Genomic DNA, 16,712 nt, shown 5'->3' with positions numbered 1-16,712 from the left:
GTTTAGCGCATAGCACGTAGCGCCAGAACGGCGCTACACAACGTAAATAACGCAATTATCCAGGCCATAGTCCATGGCGTTCCGTCGCTGAAGGCGGCCAGCAGCAATGACGAGATAATGCCGCTACCGTATTGTAACGCGCCAATCAGCGCGGAGGCTGAACCGGCGATGCTCGGTACCGCGTCCAGCGCGGCAGCGGTTGAAGTAGCAGCAATAATGCCATTCATTGAGAAAAACAGAAAAACGGTGATGATAATGGCTTCAACGCCACCAGACTCCAGCTTAACCAGCACTGCAAGCGCCACTGCAGCCAGCGCTGCCAGCATCGTCGCATACTTTAGCAGTTGCTCCAGAGAATGCCGTTGCACCAGACGACGGTTTACTACGCTCATGACCATGACTCCGACAATATTGAGCGCAAACAGCCAGCCGTAATGCTGTGGTTCAACATGATAATAGCTAATATAAACAAACGGCGAACCGGTAATAAACGCATACGCGGCAACGTAATAACACGTCAGGCTCAGGGTGTAGCGCATAAAACGTCCATTGGCGAATAACGAACGATAATTACGAAATGCGCCAGCTAAAGAAGCTTTCACCCGTTTCTCTTCCGGCAATGTTTCCGGCAGCCAGTTTAAGGAGATAAACATCAGCGCCCCTATCACCGCCAGCAGCCAAAAAACAGAATGCCAGGTGCTCAGGCGAATAATTTGTCCGCCAATCAACGGTCCTGCTATTGGCGCAATCGCCATGACCAGCACCAGAGTTGAAAGCATTTGCGCCGCGCGAGTACGTGCAAAGAGATCGCGGATCATCGCTCGCGCCAGCATAGGTCCGGTACAGGCCCCAAGCGCCTGAAAAACTCGCCAGAAAACAATTTGCGTAATACTCGTGGACATCGCACATCCTGCGGAGCCGATGATAAAAAGCACCATGCCAATTAACAGCGGTTTACGCCGTCCCAGATGATCGCTTATCGGCCCCCAAATCAATTGCGCAATGGCGAAACCTACCAAAAAACCGGTGATCGTCAGTTCTACATTGCCATATAAATCCTCTGCCATTGTCGGCATTGCCGGAAGATAAATGTCGGTGGAAAGCGAGGCAAAGGCCATCAGGCCACTGAGGATCAGAATAAAAGTAAGACCAGTCTGGCTTGCTATAGCCGCCGGTGAGGCATGTTTACGTGTACGCATAGCGCCCTGTTATGTTCTAAAAAGTCAGGAAGCAGTATATACACGGCGTTTTACGGTGATTAGACGGTTAAAACCGTATGGGTTTATGAGTGGTAATCATGAATAGCGGAGTATTAAAAAAACGGCCTCCGCAGAGGCCGTCTTGGTTTGCGCTGACGATTACAGCGCTTTCAGGATCGCATCCACGCTGGCTTTGGCATCGCCAAACAGCATATGGGTGTTTTCTTTAAAGAACAGCGGGTTCTGCACGCCAGCATAGCCGGTGTTCATAGAGCGTTTGAACACGATAACGTTCTGCGCTTTCCATACTTCCAGCACTGGCATACCGGCGATTGGGCTACGCGGATCGTCCTGCGCCGCCGGGTTTACCGTATCGTTGGCGCCAATCACCAGCACGGTATCGGTATCGGCGAAATCATCATTGATTTCATCCATTTCCAGCACGATGTCATAGGGTACTTTGGCTTCCGCCAGCAGCACGTTCATATGACCTGGCAAGCGCCCTGCTACCGGGTGAATACCGAAACGTACCTTGATGCCGCGCGCGCGCAGTTTCTCGGTGATTTCAGCAACCGGATATTGCGCCTGTGCCACGGCCATGCCATAGCCCGGGGTAATTATCACGGAGTGCGAATTCTTCAGCATTTCTGCCGTGTCTTCCGCATTAATCTCACGATGCTCACCGACTTCTTCATCAGACCCCGTAGAAGAACCGTCAGAACCAAAGCCACCGGCAATCACGCTGATAAACGAACGGTTCATCGCCTTACACATGATGTAAGACAGGATCGCACCGGAAGAACCGACCAGCGCACCGGTGACGATCAGCAGATCGTTGCTGAGCATAAAGCCCGCCGCCGCCGCCGCCCATCCTGAATAGGAGTTAAGCATTGAAACGACGACCGGCATATCCGCACCGCCGATGGACGCCACCAGATGCCAGCCAAAGGCTAACGCAATAATGGTCATCACCAGCAGCGCCAGAACCTGCAGACCCACGCTTTCGGTACGAACAAACACCACCAGCAACAGGAAAGAAACAACCAGCGCCGCCAGGTTCATTTTGTGACGATTCGGCAGCATCAGCGGTTTAGAGGAGATCTTACCGCGCAGTTTGCCAAACGCCACCACGGAACCGGTAAAGGTCACCGCACCGATGAAGATACCAAGGAACACTTCCGTCAGGTGAATGTTCACCAGAATCGGTTCCAGGCCCGTGTCGTGATACAGGTAGCTGTTGAAACCCACCAGTACCGCCGCCAGACCGACGAAGCTGTGCAGAATCGCCACCAGCTCCGGCATCTCGGTCATCTCGACTTTCTTCGCCAGACGAATACCAATCGCGCCGCCGATGATCATCGCCACCAGGATCCACGCAACGTTGCCGGTCTCCGGGCCAAAAATCGTGGCAATCAGCGCAATCGCCATCCCGGCGATACCGTAGTTGTTACCCTGTTGAGAGGTTTCGTGTTTCGAAAGCCCCGCCAGGCTGAAAATAAACAGGATCGCGGCAACAATGTATGCAGCTGTAACTAATCCTCCAGACATATGTTACCCCTTAGTTTTTCCGGAACATTTTCAGCATGCGCTGAGTCACGGTGAAGCCACCGAAAATATTAATGCTGGCAATAAGCACCGCGATAAAGCTCAGGAAACTCACCCAGCCACCCTGGCCAATTTGCAATAACGCCCCGACAACGATGATCCCGGAGATAGCGTTTGTCACGGACATCAGCGGAGTGTGTAGCGCGTGCGACACATTCCAGACCACGTAGTAACCCACTACACAGGAAAGCGCGAACACCGTAAAGTGACCCAGGAACTCTTTCGGCGCGACATCAGCAAGCCAGCCAAACAGTATGACTACCAGTGCCATCAACGCATATTTGCGCCACGGTGAGGCCGGTTTTTTCTCTTCTTTCGGCGCGGGCGCGGCTTTTGGCACAGCCTGCGGCTGAGCTGAAACCTGGATAGGCGGCGCAGGCCAGGTGATTTCACCCTCGCGAACCACCGTAACGCCACGTACGACCACGTCGTCAAAATCGACGGTGATATTGCCGTCTTTCTCTTTGCACAACAGCTTGAGCAGGTTAACGAGGTTCGTGCCATAAAGCTGGGAAGACTGCGTCGGCAGTCGGCCTGGCAGATCGGTATAACCGATAACCTTCACCCCGTTCTCGGTGGTGGTCACCTGGTTGGGCACGGTATATTCGCAGTTACCGCCGTTTTGCGCGGCGAGATCGACAATCACGCTGCCCGCCTTCATCGAATCGACCATTTCACGGGTGATCAGTTTCGGTGCCGGTTTGCCCGGAATCAACGCGGTGGTAACGATAATATCAACGTCTTTCGCCTGCGCGGCGAAGAGCGCCATTTCGGCTTTGATGAACGCTTCGGACATCACCTTGGCGTAACCGTCGCCGCTGCCGGCCTCTTCTTTAAAGTCCAGTTCGAGGAATTCAGCGCCCATACTCTGAACTTGCTCTTTCACTTCCGGACGGGTGTCAAAAGCACGAACGATAGCGCCCAGGCTGTTTGCCGCACCGATAGCAGCCAGACCTGCCACACCCGCACCAATCACCATGACCTTGGCAGGTGGAACCTTGCCCGCGGCGGTGATCTGCCCGGTGAAGAAGCGGCCAAATTCATGAGCGGCTTCAACAATGGCACGATACCCGGCGATATTCGCCATCGAGCTTAAGGCATCAAGCGACTGCGCGCGCGAAATACGCGGCACGGAATCCATCGCCATAACCGTCACGTTGCGCTCTGCCAGCTTCTGCAACAGCTCAGGGTTTTGCGCGGGCCAAAGAAAACTCACCAGCGTCGTGCCCGGGTTGAGCAACGGGATTTCCGCCTCTTCCGGCGCGTTGACCTTCAGGATGATCTCTGACTGCCAGACGGCATTTCCGTCAACAATTTCTGCGCCTGCTTGTACAAACGCCTTATCGTCAAAACTTGCCAGTTGACCTGCACCGCTTTCAACCGCGACGCTGAAACCCAACTTAAGCAGCTGCTCAACCGTCTTCGGCGTAGCTGCGACGCGGGTTTCATTGGTTAACCGTTCTCTTGGTATGCCAATTCGCATAATGTTCCCTTCCATCTGTATTTGTGATGATGGTTTATCAATGTTCGCACGAGGCATGCGCGCACTCTCGAAAGAGGTCAGTGTTACCCCAATAAAATAAAACAGTAACAAACTCTGTATAACCTACTGAAAATGACGCCTGTGATCTAGCGCCAAAAAACAGTATTTATTATGAAATTCGCGAAATAGAGATGAATCGAACCGCTGGCAGATAAAATACCCTAAAAATAGCCCACAAAGGCCGATAATTCGCTCAAGCGAAGCGGCAAAACATGATTACGTGCCTGCCAAAAACAATTGATTAACATTAAATTAACTTATGAAATTCAACTGCTTTATCAGTTTTGGTCGCCAAACGCCGAAATTTTCGACATATCACAAAATGTTATCTGTGTTGTTACGTCACGTGGCACGATGAGTGAAAAATGACGCAGACACTGACACAATTTAAATGCAATAATCAGCGACGTTTCTAGTCAATAACAATACCAGTACCTGGTTTGCGCAAGGCGAAGGATTATTTTTATGAAGCTTAAGAACACTCTCCTGGCGTCCGCACTTATTTCTGCGACTGCTTTTTCTGTAAATGCAGCGACAGAATTGACGCCGGAGCAAGCGGCTGCCCTGAAACCCTATGACCGCATTGTGGTTACCGGTCGTTTTAATGCTATCGGTGACGCGGTGACCGCCGTATCACGCCGTGCAGATAAAGACGGTGCAGCCTCCTTTTATGTTGTTGATACCTCAGATTTTGGCAGCGGCGGTAACTGGCGCGTTGTAGCCGACATCTATAAAGCCGATGCTGAAAAAGCGGAAGCGTCCAAAAACCGTGTCATTAACGGCGTGATGGAATTACCGAAAGATCAGGCCGTTCTGATAGAACCATTCGATACCGTTACGGTGCAGGGCTTCTACCGCAGCCAGCCTGAAGTGAACGATGCCATCACCAAAGCAGCGAAAGAGAAAGGCGCTTACTCCTTCTACATCGTGCGCCAGGTCGATGCCAACCAGGGTGGTAACCAGCGTATTACCGCATTCATCTATAAAGCTGATGCGAAAAAACGCGTAGTACAAAGCCCTGATGCGATCCCAGCAGATTCAGATGCCGGACGTGCCGCATTAGCCGCCGGTGGCGAAGCCGCGAAGAAAGTTGAGATCCCAGGCGTTGCGACTACCGCGTCTCCGAGCGCTGAAGTCGGTCGTTTCTTCGAAACGCAATCCACCAAAGGTGGGCGTTACACTGTCACGCTGCCGGATGGAACCAAAGTTGAAGAACTGAATAAAGCAACCGCCGCTATGATGGTGCCGTTCGACAGCATCAAGTTCACCGGTAACTATGGCAACATGACTGAAATCTCTTACCAGGTTGCCAAACGCGCAGCGAAGAAAGGCGCTAAGTATTATCACATCACCCGCCAGTGGTCTGAACGTGGTAATAACATGACCATCAGCGCTGACCTGTATAAGTAATACTCAGTACCTTATCAGGTCTACAGCCTTGTAGACCTGATAATTTCCCGCCATCCTCCCCTCGGGCGAAACAAAAACAGCAGTATTAAGACTACTTTTCACACTATTAGTCACAAATCTCTCTATCCCCATTGCATGCGTTCTCTTCTCTCCGTAAAATCCCGCGCCTTAGTGGCTTTCACCATTTTTATGCGGTTTGCCAAAATAATTATTCTCTCACTCTCGTTTTTGTCACTGGATACAAATGGAAAAGAAATTGGGTCTGAGCGCACTCACCGCGCTGGTTTTAAGCTCAATGCTCGGCGCTGGTGTTTTCAGCCTGCCACAAAATATGGCGGCGGTAGCAAGCCCGGCTGCATTACTGATTGGTTGGGCGATTACCGGTGCGGGTATCCTTTTGCTTGCCTTTGCCATGCTGATTCTGACGCGTATCCGTCCTGAACTGGATGGCGGCATATTTACCTATGCACGTGAAGGTTTCGGTGAGCTGATTGGCTTTTGCTCCGCGTGGGGATACTGGCTGTGTGCTGTTATCGCTAACGTTTCGTATCTGGTGATTGTTTTCTCTGCGCTCAGCTTCTTTACCGACACGCCGGAGTTACGTCTGTTTGGCGATGGTAATACCTGGCAGTCGATTGTTGGCGCATCGGTGCTGTTGTGGGTGGTCCATTTTCTGGTGCTGCGTGGTGTGCAAACAGCAGCCAGTATTAACCTGGTGGCGACGCTGGCGAAATTACTGCCGCTTGGTCTGTTTATCGTGCTGGCGTTTATGCTGTTTAAGCTCGACACCTTTACCCTCGATTTTACCGGCGTAGCGTTGGGCGTTCCCGTTTGGGAGCAGGTAAAAAACACCATGCTCATCACCCTGTGGGTTTTCATCGGTGTGGAAGGCGCGGTGGTGGTTTCAGCTCGTGCCAGAAACAAACGCGATGTCGGACGCGCTACGCTGCTGGCGGTACTCGCCGCGTTGGGCGTTTATCTGCTTGTCACCCTGCTGTCTTTGGGCGTTGTCGCGCGTCCCGAACTGGCGGAGATCCGCAACCCGTCAATGGCCGGTCTGATGGTGAAAATGATGGGGCCATGGGGTGAAATTATTATTGCCGCAGGCCTGATTGTTTCCGTGTGCGGTGCTTATTTAAGCTGGACGATTATGGCGGCGGAAGTGCCGTTCCTCGCCTCCACGCACAAAGCGTTTCCACGCATTTTTGCGCGGCAGAACGCGCAAGGCGCGCCATCGGCGTCGCTGTGGCTAACCAATATCTGCGTACAGATTTGCCTGGTGCTGATCTGGCTCACAGGTTCCGACTACAATACGTTATTAACCATCGCCTCAGAAATGATTCTGGTGCCCTATTTACTGGTCGGCGCATTTCTGCTGAAAATTGCCACTCGTCCAATTCATAAGGCTGTCGGTATCGGAGCGAGTATTTATGGCATATGGTTATTGTATGCGTCAGGTCCGATGCACCTGCTGCTGTCTGTGGTGCTGTATGCGCCAGGGCTGCTGGTCTTCCTTTATGCCCGTAAAACACACGCGCATGAAAACGTATTAAAACGCCAGGAAATGGCGCTGATCGGCCTGCTGCTAGTTGCTGCTGTTCCGGCGACCTGGATGTTGATGGGGTAACATTGTCCCCATCGTTCGCGACACATGGAGATTACGATGGGTAAAAAACCCCCTTTGCCAATTCTTATCACCGGAGGAGGTCGACGTATCGGCCTCGCCGTCGCATGGCACTTTATTAATCAAAAACAGCCAGTTATCGTCAGCTACCGTACGCATTATCCAACTATTGATGGCCTGCGAGATGCGGGCGCGCTGTGTATCCAGGCTGATTTTTCCACCGATGAGGGCGTACTGGCCTTTGCGGATGAGGTCAAAGCACAGACGGATGGCCTGCGCGGTATTGTGCATAATGCCAGTGCCTGGCTTGCAGAAAAGCCCGGTGCGCCGTTAACCGAAGTGCTGTCGGCCATGATGCAGATTCACGTCAATACCCCCTACCTGCTCAACCACGCGCTGGAAGGATTGCTGCGCGGGCATGGACATGCGGCCAGCGATATTATCCATTTTACAGATTATGTTGTGGAGCGTGGCAGCGATAAGCACATCGCTTATGCAGCCAGCAAAGCGGCGCTGGACAACATGACCCGCTCGTTCGCGCGCAAACTGGCACCAGAAGTGAAAGTGAACGCGATTGCCCCCTCGCTAATCCTGTTTAACGAGGGTGACGATGCAGAGTATCGTCAGCAGGCATTGAACAAATCACTGATGAAAACAGCGCCGGGTGAAAAAGAGGTCATTGATTTAATTGACTATCTGTTGACCAGCTGTTTTGTCACCGGGCGTAGTTTTGCCCTTGATGGCGGGCGTCATCTGCGTTAGTGCAATTTAATCCAACAAAAAATAAGCAACCATGCGCTCAGGCCCCAGCACACCACTGAACCGCCGAGCGCAACGGGTAAGCGCATAAATCCGGTGAAATACCACAGCGAAACGAGGTAGACAAAATAGGGAATAATCGACCACATGCTGAAGACAATGGTTGTACGTAACGCTTCGATCCCACGTTCACTGGCCACGATATAGTGGGCAATCAACGCAAAGGTCGGGAACAACGGAATTAATCCGGCAATATAGTAGTTCTTTGTTTTCGCCAGCACACCAATTAACACCACCACCAGCGCACCGAGCGCCGCTTTTATAACGAGTCCCATCACCCTGCCTTAACACATCAATAACATCAGCCTCTAGCATAACGGAAGCGTTCTTGTTTAGAAAAGATTAATGGAAGGAAAAACCGGGGCGGTGTATGTTGGCGTTTTATATTCAAAATGAATGATATGAACACCATCGTATTTGTTGAAGATGATCCCGAAGTTGGCTCGCTGATTGCGGCCTATCTGGCCCGGCATGATATTGAGGTTATCGTTGAGCCTCGAGGTGATTTAGCCGAGGAGAAAATCCTGCAAGTTCAACCCGATTTGGTGTTATTAGATATCATGCTGCCGGGCAAAGATGGGATGACTATCTGCCGCGATTTGCGCGGACGCTGGCAGGGTCCTATTGTCCTGCTCACCTCGCTGGACAGCGATATGAACCATATTCTGGCGCTGGAAATGGGTGCCTGTGACTATATTCTGAAGACAACGCCGCCAGCAGTGCTGCTTGCTCGCCTGCGTCTGCATCTGCGCCAGAATGAACATTCAGTCCAGTCTAAAGGCATTCAGGCGGCAACCATCACGCCGCACACGACGCTGCGCTTTGGCACACTCACTATCGACCCAACCAATCGTTCCGTGCTGCTCGGCGGCGAGCAAGTCTCACTCTCCACCGCAGATTTTGAATTACTGTGGGAGCTGGCAACCCATGCCGGGCAAATTATGGACCGCGATGCGCTGCTGAAGAACCTGCGCGGCGTAAGTTATGACGGCATGGATCGCAGCGTTGATGTCGCAATTTCCCGGTTACGCAAAAAACTGCTCGATAACGCGACTGAACCCTATCGAATCAAAACGGTGCGCAACAAAGGTTATCTGTTCGCACCGCACGCCTGGGACGATGAACCTCAAATGTAATCCCTCCGGGCCGACCATTATACGTTACACCGTCACTTTTAATATCACCCAGATTTGGGTGATAAAGATGGTGTGTATCATCACCGCGAATTAGTCAGCCCTCAAGTAAGATCCAAGCCTTCCCTTTCACGGAAGGCTTTCTTTTGTGTCAACTAAACGTCAGCCCGTCGTATTTTTTCCAACGGTAATTTACTGCAGAAATAATCCAGCAGCCGATAAAGACGCCAATAATCGCAAACCCGACATTCCCCATATGGTCACTCAACTCGCTGACGGTATCCCACAAACCTCCCTGGAGCGAAAATGCGTCAGAGAGAAGCCCCAGCGCCTCCAGCCCGCCAATAAATAGCGCAACAATTACCGAGGTCCCGGTGATGGTCATATTGTAATAGAGCTTACGCTGCGGCTTATTGAATGCCCATCCGTAGGCCTCAACCATCAGGATACTGTCCAGGCAGTCAATCAGCGCCATGCCGCAGGTAAACAGCGCCGGGAACACGAGAATTGACCACACCGACATGCCACTGGACGCGCTTGAAGCAGAAATTCCGAGCAGAGAAATTTCAGTAGCGGTATCAAAACCCAGGCCAAACAAAAAGCCGACAAAATACATATGCCAGTCTTTGCCTACCAGCCGAAACGCCGAGCGGAAAAGCCAGTTCAGCGGGCCTGAAACTGTCATATCCTCTGTGGTGCCATCGTAAGTACCGGTGCGTTTTAGATGACGAAAAGCCTTCCAGACATGACAGAAAATAACGAGATTAATGGTAGCCAGAATCAGCAGAAATACGGCAGAGACCGTGGTACCTATCAGACCGCCGACATTCTGAAACCATGCCATGTGTTGCTTAAACACGCTGGTGGTCAACGCAATGCCAATGCTTGCCAGTACCACAATGGTGGAATGCCCCAGGGAAAACCAGGCTCCCGTCGTCAGGGCGCGTTTTTTCTGCTGCATAAGTTTGCGCGTAGCGCTATCTATCGCGGCGATATGATCGGCATCAACAGCATGGCGCAAACCATAGCACCATGCGATCAGACTAAGCGCCAGTAACGACGTGTTGTTGCTAAACGCGGTGAAAGCCCACAGCCACGCCACGATGTTTGCCCCGATGAGTAAGACCATCAACAAAATAATGTTCGGGCGCTTTTTTAATAATAAAAACAATGCGTTCATTGCTCACAGCCTGTCAAATTTGCGCTAAAAAACACACTACACCGCCATTCACTGATTGATTAATAAAACATTTACCAGGCTAATGATAACTCTAAAGAATTACCAGCCCAGTGTCGTAGATCAAAATTGATTACCCCCAAAAGCGAGTTCCGCGCTCGCTAACTCTGCGATGCGCAGGGGTATCGTGGCGCAGTCTCCTTCTTGCAGAAACCAGGCAGACGACAACCCACACCAGGCAATAATCCACATCAGCAAACGCTGCCGTTCAATCCTCGCGATTTCAGACACAATATTTACCCGTTGTGCGAATCTTTCTGGCTCAATGGCGACAGGTTTGGTGGGATCGGCAAGATCGGGATTAGTAAAAATATTGGCGTAATCAAAGCCACGCTCGCCCACCAGCCCTTTAGGATCGATAGCCAGCCATCCTTTCGTTCCGAAATCAAGAATATTGCCGTGGTGTAAGTCACCGTGCAATACGACTTCATTCTGGGGAGAGGAGAGCAATACCTTTGCCACCTCTGCACAATGCGTCAGGATGCCGCCATGCTTTTTCGCGGCAGGAGCCAGATCGCGAAACCAATAAAGTAGCGGTGTTAACGCAGGCGTTGACGCATTCCGGGGGAGATGGAGTCGACTGGCTGCATGGCAAATAATGCGACAGGCCTGCGCATCATTGCCGGACCAGGACATGTCCGCTAAAGACCCCGCCCCGGTTGCACGTTCTAACAGAATCGCCCCTGCTGCATGAGCAAGCACTTTCGCAGCACCATTCCCGTTCCACCAGACCATTAGTTCGCAGCCGTTTCGTTCACTGTCATCGTCGGTGAGTTTGAGTATGGCTTTCTGACCATCTTTGGTCACCACGGGCAAAAGCTGTGATGTGTGCGTCTCAAGCGGTTGGCCATCAGGAGTAAGTCCCCAACGGCTGAGCCAGGAGTTGAACAGACTATTTTCCAAACATTATCCTCATTTTTTTCGCCGGAAATGACCCTCGACAGGGACGGTGTAGACATTATTCCTGCTTTCTGCTGGTTGGGCCACAACGACCCACGCCCACCATTCCTGGCTTATCGTGTAGAGCACTAAAGGGCACACCCTTGCGTATCGGTGTGCCATGCTGACTGTGTTTTTTCAATAGAGGAAGACACGATGATCACGTTATGCAAAGCCTGTGGAACATCCTATGAGGTGGCAGACGCCCTTCCTGAACATTGCGATATCTGCCAGGACGAACGTCAGTATGTCCCCGCGACCGGGCAGGAATGGGTCGATTTTGCCGCACTTTGTGCTTCGCACACAAATAAGTGGCGGCAACATGACAGCACCCTCCTCAGCATCCGCACCGTTCCTGGTTTTGCAATTGATCAACGGGCGTTTATTCTGCGTACTCCGGAAGGCAATATTTTATGGGACTGCATTGCCACGCTCGACGACGCCACAAAAATGCTAATAACGTCCCTGGGCGGGCTTAAGGCCATCGCGATTTCGCATCCTCATTACTACACCACCATGCAAGACTGGGCTGACGAATTTAACGCTCCCATTTATCTCCATGCCAATGACCGCAAGTGGGTAATGCGCGACAGCCCATGGATTAAATTTTGGGATGGCGACACCCTGGAACTGACACGCGACGTCAGTGTGATACGCCTCGGCGGACACTTTGCTGGCGGCTGCGTTCTGCACTGGGCGCGAGATGAAGGCGTGGTGCTTTCCGGCGATATCGTTCAGGTCACCCCTGGGGCGCATGCCGTCTCCTTTATGTGGAGCTACCCCAATATGTTGCCATTGCCAGCCGCAACGGTCAGCGACATTACCCACCGCCTGAGTACGGTGAAATTTAAGCAACTCTATGGCGCGTTTGAAGGGAAAGACATAACGAAAAATGCCGATGACATCGTGCAGCGCTCAGGTGAAAAGTACGTTTCCTGTCTCAAGTAAGCAGGCTGCCTGTCACTGACGTTCACCAGGATGAAATGGGATAGAAATGATAGGCCGCTCCGATGACAGACACATTCACTATCACACTGATAATGAAGTAGGTTTTGAATGGCTGTTTTTGTGTTTTATGGCGAAAGAGTTGTTGAGCGGCTATCGCGCCCCCCCACCCGCCAATAACGCCAAACAGCAGCAAAGTGGACTCCGGCACTCGGCGCCAGGCCCTGCGCGCTGCCATTTTATCCGCACCGTACATTGCCAACGTCAGTATGTTGGCGAGCAAAAACCATATAACAAAGGGATGCGAGGTGAAAATGCAGCCTAACGCTGCGAAAATAAGTAGTAAATAACAACAGCGATTGAAATTCATATTTTTATATCACAGCAATTTTGAGAGTATCGGTGAGCATTATATTATGTATTCGGTGATTTTTTATGAAGAAGCTGTTTGTACAGTTTTATCTCCTGCTGTTTGTCTGCTTTCTGGTGATGACCCTGCTGGTCGGCCTGGTCTATAAATTCACTGCAGAGCGCGCAGGCAGACAATCCCTCGACGATTTAATGAAAAGCTCGTTATACCTGATGCGCAGCGAGCTTCGCGAGATCCCGCCACGTGACTGGGGTAAAACGCTGAAGGAGATGGATTTGAACCTCTCCTTTGACCTGCGCGTTGAACCGCTAAATAAGTACACGCTGGACGTTCAAACAATGCAACGTTTGCGCGAAGGCGATATCGTGGCGCTTGACGATCAGTACACATTTATTCAACGGATCCCACGCAGCCATTACGTGCTGGCCGTCGGCCCGCTTCCCTATCTCTATTTTCTCCATCAAATGCGTTTGCTGGACATCGCGTTGATGGCGTTTATTGCTATCTCACTGGCCTTTCCGGTACTTATCTGGATGCGTCCGCACTGGCAGGAAATGCTACGACTGGAAGCTGCTGCACAGCGTTTTGGGGAAGGACATCTGGGCGAACGCCTCCATTTTGACAGCGGTTCCAGCTTTGAGCGATTGGGTATCGCGTTTAACCAGATGGCAGACAATATCAATGCGCTAATCGCCAGTAAGAAACAACTTATCGATGGCATTGCCCATGAGCTTCGTACCCCACTGGTACGCCTACGTTATCGTCTGGAAATGAGTGATAACCTCACCGCGCAGGAATCCCAGGCGCTGAATCGCGATATTGGTCAACTGGAAGGGTTAATCGAAGAATTACTGACCTATGCCCGGCTGGACCGCCCGCAAAATGAACTGAAGCTCAGCGTACCGGATCTGGCCGTTTGGCTGACAACCCATCTGGAGGATGTGCAAAGCGTAAACCCTGAGCGTGCGGTGCACTTACGCCATCTTAATATTGGTGACTACGGCGCGCTGGATATGCGCCTGATGGAGCGCGTACTGGATAATCTACTGAATAACGCCCTGCGCTATTGCCAGTCTACGGTGCAAGCGAGCCTGTTATTGAATGGCAATCAGGCGACGCTGGTTGTGGAGGATGACGGTCCCGGAATTGCTCCAGACGCCCGCGAACAGGTTTTTGAACCGTTTGTACGCCTTGACCCCAGCCGTGACCGGGCGACCGGTGGTTGCGGGCTTGGGCTAGCCATTGTTCACTCGATCGCATTGGCTATGGGCGGTACGGTCGTTTGTGATGAAAGTGAACTCGGCGGCGCCCGCTTTTGTTTCAGTTGGCCCGTCTGGCATAACATTCCTGAAATTTCAGCTGCCTGACCCATTCGGCTCGGTGGTCAAATGGTGGAGGTTGTGCTATAAAAAAGTATGTTGTAACTAAAATGGTAAATCTATGGCCCGTTACGATCTCGTCGACCGCCTGAACGGCACCTTCCGCCAGATGGAGCAAGAACTGGCGCTTCTGAACAACAATCTTTTGCAGCAGACGCTGCTGATTGCGCGCGTCTTCTCGTTACCGGAAGTGGTCAAAGAGGCAGAGCATGCTCCACTGCAGAACATTGATGTTAAGCAGCATTTAAGTAAAGAGGCTGAAACGCTGGCGCTACGCCACTATCGTCATCTGTTTATCCAGCAACAGTCCGAGAATCGTAGCAGCAAAGCGGCCGTCCGCCTGCCAGGCGTACTGTGTTATCAGGTAGATAACGCAGCTCAGCGCGCTCTGGAAGAGCAAATACAGCGTATTAACCAGCTAAAAACCACCTTCGAGCGCATTGTCACGGTGGAATCAGGGCTGGCACCGGCAGCGCGTTTTGAATGGGTGCATCGCCACCTGCCGGGACTGATTACGCTGAATGCCTATCGTACGCTCACCCTTGTCAGAGAGCCTGCCACCCTGCGATTTGGCTGGGCCAACAAACACATTATTAAAAATCTGAAACGCGATGAAGTACTACAGCAACTGGAAAAAAGCCTGACGTCGCCGCGCAGCGTACATCCCTGGACGCGGGAAGAGTGGCAGGCGAAACTTGAACGGGAATATCAGGATGTCGCCGCCCTGGGCCAGCAGGCGCGCCTGAAGATTAAACGGCCGGTAAAAGTGCAGCCCATCGCCCGCGTCTGGTTCAAAGGAGAACAAAAGCAGGTGCAATATGCCTGCCCGACGCCCTTGATCGCGTTGCTCAACAATGAAAACGGCATGACCGTACCAGATATCGGCGAGTTACTGAATTATGATGCCGACAATGTTCAGCATCGTTTTAAACCTCAGGCGCAGCCGTTGAGATTGATTATTCCCCGGCTGCACCTGTACGTTGCGGATTAACTGCCTGGCCGCATACTGCCAACCATCAGTTCCGGGCGTACCCAGCTGTCAAACTCCGCTTCGGTTAGATACCCCAGCGCCAGGGAGGAGGCTTTTAACGTCAGCCCCTCTTTGTGCGCCTTTTTGGCAATTTCAGCGGCTTTATCATAACCGATATGGGTATTGAGCGCGGTCACCAGCATTAGCGACTCGTTGAGCAGTTGATCGATTCGTTCACGATTAGGCTCGATTCCTGTCGCGCAGTGCTCGTTAAAGCTTTCCATACCGTCAGCCAGCAGACGCACCGACTGCAGGAAATTGTGGATGACCATCGGACGGTAAACGTTGAGCTCAAAATTACCTGACGCTCCGCCCATGTTGATGGCGACATCGTTGCCCATTACCTGACAGCAAAGCATGGTCAGCGCTTCACACTGGGTAGGATTGACCTTACCCGGCATAATGGAGCTGCCCGGTTCATTTTCAGGAATCGAAATTTCGCCAATCCCGCAACGCGGACCGGATGCCAGCCAGCGCACATCGTTGGCGATTTTCATCAGCGACGCCGCCAGCCCTTTTAGCGCGCCGTGGGCGTGAACCAGTGCATCGCAGGTAGCTAGCGCTTCAAATTTATTCGGTGCGGTAACGAACGGCGCACAGGTAATGTCCCGCAATTCATCCGCGACCCGACGGGCATATTCCGGATGCGTGTTCAGTCCGGTCCCTACCGCGGTTCCTCCCAGCGCCAGTTCCGCCACGTGGGGTAAGCTGTTTTCAATGTGTCTGAGGTTATGTTCAAGCATTGCCACCCAGCCGGAAATCTCCTGGCCGAGCGTAAGCGGGGTTGCATCTTGCAGATGTGTACGACCAATTTTGACGATATCCGCGAAAGCGTGTGATTTATCACTGAGCGTTTTGGTTAACACATTTAACTGCGGGATCAGTGAGTTACGCAGTGCCAGCAGCGCGGCAACGTGCATTGCGGTCGGGAACACATCATTCGAGCTTTGGCTTTTATTAACATCATCGTTGGGGTGAACTTTCCGTTCCATCCCCCGCACGCCGCCCAGCAACTCGCTGGCCCGGTTTGCCAGCACCTCGTTCATGTTCATATTGCTTTGTGTTCCTGACCCGGTTTGCCAGATGGCCAGCGGAAACTCATCGCGGTGTTTATCCGCCAACACCTCATCTGCGGCCTGCATAATAGCCCTGGCTTTATCCTCCGCCAGTAGCCCGAGATCCTGGTTAACCTTTGCTGCGGCGCGTTTCGTCAGCGCCAGCGCATGGATCAGCGAGACCGGCATTTTCTCCGTAGAGATACGAAAATGCTCCAGCGAACGTTGGGTTTGCGCGCCCCAAAGCTTATCGGCTGGAACATCAATCGCCCCCATTGAATCATTCTCGCGGCGTACCGTTACCATTACCTGCTCCTTACATTAACAATTGATTAGGTTATGTTTCGACATTGCCTATTTGCATTGGTCTTATGAGTATTAACGAGGATTAATCTGTCGTTTGGTGGTTCGTGCGGTAAAAAAA

15 protein-coding genes are annotated in these 16,712 nt (G+C 52.0%); 7 read left to right on the top strand and 8 right to left on the bottom strand.

Features of this window, described 5'->3' with window-relative positions:
• Window positions 1–2: 2 nt before the first annotated feature.
• The 3 genes from GPJ68_RS11700 to pntA all read right to left on the bottom strand — a co-directional run bounded on the left by GPJ68_RS11700 (window position 3) and on the right by pntA (window position 4,287).
• Window positions 3–1,199 (bottom strand): multidrug effflux MFS transporter, encoded by a 1,197-nt coding sequence (locus GPJ68_RS11700; protein ID WP_180837362.1) that lies wholly within the window; start codon window positions 1,197–1,199, stop codon window positions 3–5.
• Window positions 1,200–1,358: 159 nt separating this feature from the next.
• Window positions 1,359–2,747: a Re/Si-specific NAD(P)(+) transhydrogenase subunit beta gene (pntB, locus tag GPJ68_RS11695; RefSeq protein ID WP_016153031.1), complete on the bottom strand. Its 1,389-nt coding sequence runs from the start codon at window positions 2,745–2,747 to the stop codon at window positions 1,359–1,361.
• 10 nt (window positions 2,748–2,757) lie between these two features.
• Entirely contained in the window at window positions 2,758–4,287 is a 1,530-nt protein-coding gene (gene pntA, locus GPJ68_RS11690) for a Re/Si-specific NAD(P)(+) transhydrogenase subunit alpha (RefSeq protein ID WP_104652106.1), read from the bottom strand.
• A gap of 525 nt (window positions 4,288–4,812) precedes the next feature.
• Here pntA and ydgH point away from each other — a divergent pair.
• From ydgH to folM, 3 genes are all read left to right on the top strand, one after another.
• Window positions 4,813–5,757 (top strand): DUF1471 family protein YdgH, encoded by a 945-nt coding sequence (gene ydgH, locus GPJ68_RS11685; RefSeq protein ID WP_016156455.1) that lies wholly within the window; start codon window positions 4,813–4,815, stop codon window positions 5,755–5,757.
• Between the two features lie 244 nt (window positions 5,758–6,001).
• Complete coding sequence (locus GPJ68_RS11680) at window positions 6,002–7,384, top strand: amino acid permease (RefSeq protein WP_016153028.1); 1,383 nt, start codon at window positions 6,002–6,004, stop codon at window positions 7,382–7,384.
• 36 nt (window positions 7,385–7,420) lie between these two features.
• On the top strand, window positions 7,421–8,143 hold the full coding sequence (gene folM, locus GPJ68_RS11675; RefSeq protein WP_104652090.1) for a dihydromonapterin reductase: 723 nt from the start codon (window positions 7,421–7,423) through the stop codon (window positions 8,141–8,143).
• Here the strand turns inward: folM and GPJ68_RS11670 are convergent.
• Window positions 8,140–8,475, bottom strand: a complete 336-nt coding sequence (locus tag GPJ68_RS11670) for a GlpM family protein (protein ID WP_016153026.1) — start codon at window positions 8,473–8,475, stop codon at window positions 8,140–8,142. The genes folM and GPJ68_RS11670 overlap by 4 nt on opposite strands.
• Window positions 8,476–8,592: 117 nt before the next feature.
• Between GPJ68_RS11670 and rstA the strand changes: the two genes are divergently transcribed.
• Window positions 8,593–9,336, top strand: coding sequence for a two-component system response regulator RstA (gene rstA, locus GPJ68_RS11665; protein WP_016153025.1), 744 nt, complete (start codon window positions 8,593–8,595; stop codon window positions 9,334–9,336).
• Between the two features lie 148 nt (window positions 9,337–9,484).
• Here the strand turns inward: rstA and GPJ68_RS11660 are convergent, their stop codons facing one another.
• A complete protein-coding gene (locus GPJ68_RS11660) occupies window positions 9,485–10,513 on the bottom strand; it encodes a HoxN/HupN/NixA family nickel/cobalt transporter (RefSeq protein ID WP_101700679.1) in 1,029 nt (342 codons plus the stop codon).
• A 120-nt stretch (window positions 10,514–10,633) separates the two neighbouring features.
• Window positions 10,634–11,473 (bottom strand): aminoglycoside phosphotransferase family protein, encoded by an 840-nt coding sequence (locus tag GPJ68_RS11655; protein ID WP_104652091.1) that lies wholly within the window; start codon window positions 11,471–11,473, stop codon window positions 10,634–10,636.
• 192 nt (window positions 11,474–11,665) lie between these two features.
• Here GPJ68_RS11655 and GPJ68_RS11650 point away from each other — a divergent pair, with 192 nt between their 5' ends.
• Window positions 11,666–12,457 carry an MBL fold hydrolase gene (locus GPJ68_RS11650; RefSeq protein WP_019076747.1) on the top strand — a complete coding sequence of 264 codons (792 nt, stop codon included), beginning with the start codon at window positions 11,666–11,668 and terminating at the stop codon, window positions 12,455–12,457.
• 22 nt (window positions 12,458–12,479) lie between these two features.
• Here the strand turns inward: GPJ68_RS11650 and GPJ68_RS11645 are convergent, their stop codons facing one another.
• The gene (locus GPJ68_RS11645; RefSeq protein WP_104652092.1) at window positions 12,480–12,824 is read right to left on the bottom strand and encodes a DUF1294 domain-containing protein; all 345 of its coding nucleotides are present in this window, start codon (window positions 12,822–12,824) and stop codon (window positions 12,480–12,482) included.
• A 65-nt stretch (window positions 12,825–12,889) separates the two neighbouring features.
• On the opposite strand from GPJ68_RS11645, the gene rstB reads away from it, so the two are divergent.
• Both rstB and tus read left to right on the top strand, forming a co-directional pair.
• Window positions 12,890–14,191, top strand: coding sequence for a two-component system sensor histidine kinase RstB (rstB, locus tag GPJ68_RS11640; RefSeq protein WP_047417574.1), 1,302 nt, complete (start codon window positions 12,890–12,892; stop codon window positions 14,189–14,191).
• Between the two features lie 73 nt (window positions 14,192–14,264).
• Entirely contained in the window at window positions 14,265–15,194 is a 930-nt protein-coding gene (gene tus, locus GPJ68_RS11635) for a DNA replication terminus site-binding protein (protein WP_180837359.1), read from the top strand.
• Here tus and fumC read toward each other — a convergent pair.
• On the bottom strand, window positions 15,191–16,594 hold the full coding sequence (gene fumC, locus GPJ68_RS11630; RefSeq protein ID WP_047417577.1) for a class II fumarate hydratase: 1,404 nt from the start codon (window positions 16,592–16,594) through the stop codon (window positions 15,191–15,193). The two genes, tus and fumC, sit on opposite strands and share 4 nt — an antisense overlap.
• Window positions 16,595–16,712: the final 118 nt, after the last annotated feature.

This window comes from Citrobacter sp. 172116965 (genome assembly GCF_013458095.1).
GTDB classification, from domain to species: domain Bacteria; phylum Pseudomonadota; class Gammaproteobacteria; order Enterobacterales; family Enterobacteriaceae; genus Citrobacter; species Citrobacter braakii.
Note: the sequence above shows the minus strand (reverse complement) of the source record. Positions and strands in the feature narration are given on the sequence as shown.

What these genes read in the sequence shown, in the direction of transcription:
- pntA (WP_104652106.1), bottom strand. Translation starts at nt 4,287, where the DNA reads ATGCGAATTGGCATACCAAGAGAACGGTTAACCAATGAAACCCGCGTC.
- fumC (WP_047417577.1), bottom strand. Translation starts at nt 16,594, where the DNA reads ATGGTAACGGTACGCCGCGAGAATGATTCAATGGGGGCGATTGATGTT.
- GPJ68_RS11645 (WP_104652092.1), bottom strand. Translation starts at nt 12,824, where the DNA reads ATGAATTTCAATCGCTGTTGTTATTTACTACTTATTTTCGCAGCGTTA.
- GPJ68_RS11650 (WP_019076747.1), top strand. Translation starts at nt 11,666, where the DNA reads ATGATCACGTTATGCAAAGCCTGTGGAACATCCTATGAGGTGGCAGAC.
- folM (WP_104652090.1), top strand. Translation starts at nt 7,421, where the DNA reads ATGGGTAAAAAACCCCCTTTGCCAATTCTTATCACCGGAGGAGGTCGA.
- GPJ68_RS11680 (WP_016153028.1), top strand. Translation starts at nt 6,002, where the DNA reads ATGGAAAAGAAATTGGGTCTGAGCGCACTCACCGCGCTGGTTTTAAGC.
- rstA (WP_016153025.1), top strand. Translation starts at nt 8,593, where the DNA reads ATGAATGATATGAACACCATCGTATTTGTTGAAGATGATCCCGAAGTT.
- rstB (WP_047417574.1), top strand. Translation starts at nt 12,890, where the DNA reads ATGAAGAAGCTGTTTGTACAGTTTTATCTCCTGCTGTTTGTCTGCTTT.
- GPJ68_RS11700 (WP_180837362.1), bottom strand. Translation starts at nt 1,199, where the DNA reads ATGCGTACACGTAAACATGCCTCACCGGCGGCTATAGCAAGCCAGACT.
- GPJ68_RS11670 (WP_016153026.1), bottom strand. Translation starts at nt 8,475, where the DNA reads ATGGGACTCGTTATAAAAGCGGCGCTCGGTGCGCTGGTGGTGGTGTTA.
- ydgH (WP_016156455.1), top strand. Translation starts at nt 4,813, where the DNA reads ATGAAGCTTAAGAACACTCTCCTGGCGTCCGCACTTATTTCTGCGACT.
- pntB (WP_016153031.1), bottom strand. Translation starts at nt 2,747, where the DNA reads ATGTCTGGAGGATTAGTTACAGCTGCATACATTGTTGCCGCGATCCTG.
- GPJ68_RS11660 (WP_101700679.1), bottom strand. Translation starts at nt 10,513, where the DNA reads ATGAACGCATTGTTTTTATTATTAAAAAAGCGCCCGAACATTATTTTG.
- tus (WP_180837359.1), top strand. Translation starts at nt 14,265, where the DNA reads ATGGCCCGTTACGATCTCGTCGACCGCCTGAACGGCACCTTCCGCCAG.